Annotated in this window: 5 protein-coding genes; all 5 read left to right on the forward strand. The window is 70.7% G+C overall.

Going from position 1 to position 4,008, the window contains the following annotated elements:
• Positions 1-150 precede the first annotated feature (150 nt).
• The gene (gene surE / locus AC1D01_RS23835) at positions 151-906 is read left to right on the forward strand and encodes a 5'/3'-nucleotidase SurE (RefSeq protein ID WP_477870742.1); all 756 of its coding nucleotides are present in this window, start codon (positions 151-153) and stop codon (positions 904-906) included.
• Complete coding sequence (locus AC1D01_RS23840; protein ID WP_477870744.1) at positions 903-1,709, forward strand: protein-L-isoaspartate(D-aspartate) O-methyltransferase; 807 nt, start codon at positions 903-905, stop codon at positions 1,707-1,709. Before surE ends, AC1D01_RS23840 begins: the two co-directional genes overlap by 4 nt.
• Positions 1,710-1,723: 14 nt before the next feature.
• The gene (locus AC1D01_RS23845; protein WP_477870746.1) at positions 1,724-2,650 is read left to right on the forward strand and encodes a peptidoglycan DD-metalloendopeptidase family protein; all 927 of its coding nucleotides are present in this window, start codon (positions 1,724-1,726) and stop codon (positions 2,648-2,650) included.
• A 35-nt stretch (positions 2,651-2,685) separates the two neighbouring features.
• The gene (gene rpoS / locus AC1D01_RS23850) at positions 2,686-3,744 is read left to right on the forward strand and encodes an RNA polymerase sigma factor RpoS (RefSeq protein WP_477870748.1); all 1,059 of its coding nucleotides are present in this window, start codon (positions 2,686-2,688) and stop codon (positions 3,742-3,744) included.
• A 30-nt stretch (positions 3,745-3,774) separates the two neighbouring features.
• Positions 3,775-4,008 (forward strand): TRAM domain-containing protein (locus AC1D01_RS23855; RefSeq protein WP_477870750.1); only part of this gene is annotated, 234 nt, incomplete at its 3' end.

Here is a 4,008-nt window from a genome sequence, read left to right on the forward strand (position 1 = left end):
TTCCAGGTCAGCGCCTCGGGGCCGATGGGGTTCTCGCACAGCCAGGCTTGCATCGTGTCGTCTCCTTGAATGTGGCGCCGGATGATAGGCAGGCCGGTCGCGCGTGCACGTCGCGCAGGTGACGCGTTCCTGGATCCCTACAATCCCCCGATGCGCATTCTGATCGCCAACGACGACGGCTACCTCGCCCCCGGCCTCGCAGCCCTGGTGAAAGCCTGCGAAGGGCTCGGCGAGATCGACGTGGTGGCGCCGGAGCAGAACGCGAGCGGCACCTCGAATTCGCTGACGCTGCACCGGCCGCTGTCGGCCTTCACCGCCGCCAACGGCTTCCGCTACATCAACGGCACGCCGTCCGACTGCGTCCACGTCGCGCTGACCGGGCTGCTGCCGCGCCGGCCCGACCTGGTGCTGTCCGGCATCAACAACGGCGCCAACATGGGCGACGACACGCTCTATTCCGGCACGGTGGCGGCCGCGATGGAGGGCTTCCTGTTCGGCATCCCGGCGATCGCGTTCTCGCAGGTCGAGAAGGGCTGGGCGCAGGTCGATGCCGCCGCGCGGCTCGCGCGCTCGCTGGTCGAGCAGGTGCTCGCGAACCCGCCGGCGCCGGGCGCGTGGCTGCTCAACGTCAACATCCCGAACCGGCCCGATGCGGTCGAGCTGCCGCGCCGCATCACGCGGCTGGGGCGCCGCCATGCGAGCGAGCCGGTGGTCTGCCAGCAGAACCCGCGCGGCGAGCCGATCTACTGGATCGGGCCGGCCGGCGACGTGCGCGAGGCCGGCGAGGGCACCGATTTCCACGCCACCGCGAACGGCTGCGTGTCGATCACGCCGCTGCAGGTCGACCTGACCGATCACGCCCGGCTGCCCGCGTGGCGGCAGTGGTCGCAGGCGGTGGGTTCATGAGCGAAGCCCCGAAGCGACCGAAGTTTCCGTTGCAACTCGATCGGCTCGCGCCGCCGGCCAGGGGCCGCGAGGTGCTGCGGCCGCAGCGGCCGGTGCAGCAGGCGGCCGCCGCATCGGCCCAGCGCGTGGTGCCGACCGGCCTCGGCCTCGATTCGGCCGGCGTGCGCCAGCGCATGGTCGACCGGCTGCGCGGCGGCGGCGTGCGCGACGAGCTGGTGCTCGGCGCGATGGCCCGCGTGCCACGCCATGCCTTCGTCGACACGGCGCTGGTCAACCAGGCCTATGAAGACACCAGCCTGCCGATCGGCCTCGGGCAGACCATCTCCAAGCCCTCGGTGGTGGCGCGCATGATCGAGCTGCTGATGGCGAGCCCCGCCGCACGCACGCGGCGCACGCTGGGCCGCACGCTCGAGATCGGCACCGGTTGCGGCTACCAGGCGGCGGTGCTTGCGCAGCTGTCGCGGCAGGTGCTGTCGGTGGAGCGGCTCAAGCCGCTGCACGACAAGGCGCGCGAGCTGCTGGCGCCGATGCGCTTGACGGACATCAGGCTGGTGTATGGTGACGGGATGCGGGGCCACCCGCCGAACGCGCCGTACGACAGCATCATCTCGGCCGCCGGCGGCGACGACCTGCCGCAGGCCTGGCTCGATCAACTGGCCGTCGGCGGCCGTCTGGTGGCGCCGGTGCAACGGGCTGCAGGACAGGGCCAGGTGCTGGTGGTGGTCGACAGAACAGAGGGTGGCTACGAGCGCACGGTTCATGAGGCCGTGCTGTTCGTCCCCCTAAAATCAGGAACGGATTGATGACAGTGGCAGTGATGGCAAGCACCTCGACTCCCGCGGCCGCGCGCCGCCATTCGACCGGCCCCCGAGCGATCGCGATCGTGCTGGCGGCGCTTGCCCTCGCGGCCTGTTCGTCGACGAAGTACCACGCGCCGGTCGAGGATCGCGGTGGCACGCGGGCCCCGGTCACGACGGCCGGCGGCACACAGGTCGCGACGCCGGCACCGGTGGCCGGCACGCCGGAGGCCGTGAAGCCGCTGCCCGGCGCCGAGAACGCCGGCAAGCCGGGCTTCTATTCGGTGAAGCCGGGCGACACGATGATCCGCATCGGGCTCGAGACCGGCCAGAACTGGAAAGACCTGATCAAGTGGAACAACCTCGACAACCCGAACGTCATCGAGGTCGGCCAGGTGCTGCGCGTCGTGCCGCCGGGTGCGGACCCGAATGCGGTGGCCACGCGCGGCGTGACGGCGGCGAAGGTCGACGTGAAGCCGCTCGATGCGCCGCGGCCCGCGTCGGGGGCCTCGGCCACCACGGCGCCGGTCGCGATTGCCACCGCCCCGGTGGCGGTATCGCCCGCCCCGCGCGATGACGACGACATCAACTGGCAGTGGCCCGCCACCGGTGCAGTGGTGGCCGGCTTCGACGACGTGCGCAGCAAGGGCCTGTCGATCTCCGGCAAGGCCGGCGACCCGGTGCTGGCGGCCGCCGATGGGCGCGTCGTCTATGCCGGCTCCGGGCTGCGCGGCTACGGCAACCTCGTGATCCTGAAACACAACAACACCTTCCTGACGGCCTACGCGCACAACCAGGCGCTGCTGGTCAAGGAAGACCAGACCGTGCGCCGCGGCCAGAAGATCGCCGAGATGGGCGCCACCGATGCCGACCGGGTGGCGCTGCACTTCGAGATCCGCAAGCTCGGCAGGCCGATCGATCCCGCGAAGCTCCTGCCGCCACGCTGAGGCGCGGCCCACCCTCCACCAGCCCGGGCAACAGCATGGTCAAGAAGCGCAGCACACTGAACGGGCATGCGCTGGGCCATGACACCGGCACGAGACCGCCGCTGCCGGCGCTGAAGATGGACGCGGCGCAGGCCGAGCCGGCGGAATCCGCGGCCGAGGCCGATCCGCAGGGCGATCCGCACGAGCAGCCTGAACTGCCGTCGGACGACGTGCGTCCGGTGATCGAGATCGCGGCGGGCGAGGGCGAGGTCGGCAACACGCTGCAGACCTACCTGCGCGACATCCGCCGCACGCCGCTGCTGACGCCGCAGGAAGAATTCGACACCGCGACGCGGGCCCGCGCCGGCGATTTCAGCGCGCGCCAGTCGATGATCGAGCGCAACCTGCGGCTGGTCGTCAGCATCGCGAAGAACTACCTCGGGCGCGGCCTGCCGATGACCGACCTGATCGAGGAGGGCAACCTCGGGCTGATGCATGCGATCAGCAAGTTCGAGCCGGAGCGCGGCTTCCGCTTCTCGACCTATTCGTCGTGGTGGATCCGCCAGAGCATCGAGCGCGCGATCATGCACCAGGCCCGGCTGGTGCGGCTGCCGGTGCACGTGGTGCGCGAGCTGAACCACGTGCTGAAGGCGCGCCGCGCGCTCGAGGCCGACGGCACGCACGGCGACGGCACCGACAAGCCGGTGCGGGTCGAAGACATCGCGGCCCGTGTCGGCCGGCCGGTGCAGGAGGTGAGCGAGCTGCTGAAGTTCGCCGAACTGCCGGCCTCGCTCGATGCGCCGATCGACCGCGAGAACTCCGAATCGATGATCGACAGCGTGGCCGACGAAGGCGCGAGCGATCCGCTGTCGACCACGCTGAACCACGAGATCGACGTGCTGCTGCAGCACGGCCTGGACGAGCTGAACGAGCGCGAGCGCGAGGTGCTGTCGGGCCGCTACGGCCTGCGCGACCGCGAGCCCGAGACGCTGGAGGTGCTGGCCGAGCGGCTGGGCCTGACGCGCGAGCGCATCCGGCAGATCCAGCAGGAGGCGCTGGTCAAGCTCAAGCGCCGCATGGCGCGCAGCGGGATCGATCGCGACTCGATTTTCTAGGTGCCCCTGCGGTGCTGAGACAATCGGGGGATGACAGCAAGCGATGAATGGCTGACGGTCGAGTCCCTCGACCTCGAAGCGCAAGGCGTGGCGCACAACGCGGAAGGCAAGGTGGTGTTCATCGAGGGCGCATTGCCCGGTGAGCAGGTCCAGGTCAGCGTGGGGCGCCGCAAGAACAACTGGGAGCAGGCGACGATGACGGCGCTGCGCCGCGAGAGCTCGCAGCGCGTGACGCCGGCCTGCCGGCATTTCGGCACCTGTGGC

This window comes from Rhizobacter sp. P3_B12 (assembly GCF_056402895.1).

Bases quoted from the DNA above. Each gene is read 5' to 3' on its own strand.
- AC1D01_RS23840 (WP_477870744.1), top strand. From the start codon at position 903: ATGAGCGAAGCCCCGAAGCGACCGAAGTTTCCGTTGCAACTCGATCGG.
- surE (WP_477870742.1), top strand. From the start codon at position 151: ATGCGCATTCTGATCGCCAACGACGACGGCTACCTCGCCCCCGGCCTC.
- rpoS (WP_477870748.1), top strand. From the start codon at position 2,686: ATGGTCAAGAAGCGCAGCACACTGAACGGGCATGCGCTGGGCCATGAC.
- AC1D01_RS23845 (WP_477870746.1), top strand. From the start codon at position 1,724: ATGGCAAGCACCTCGACTCCCGCGGCCGCGCGCCGCCATTCGACCGGC.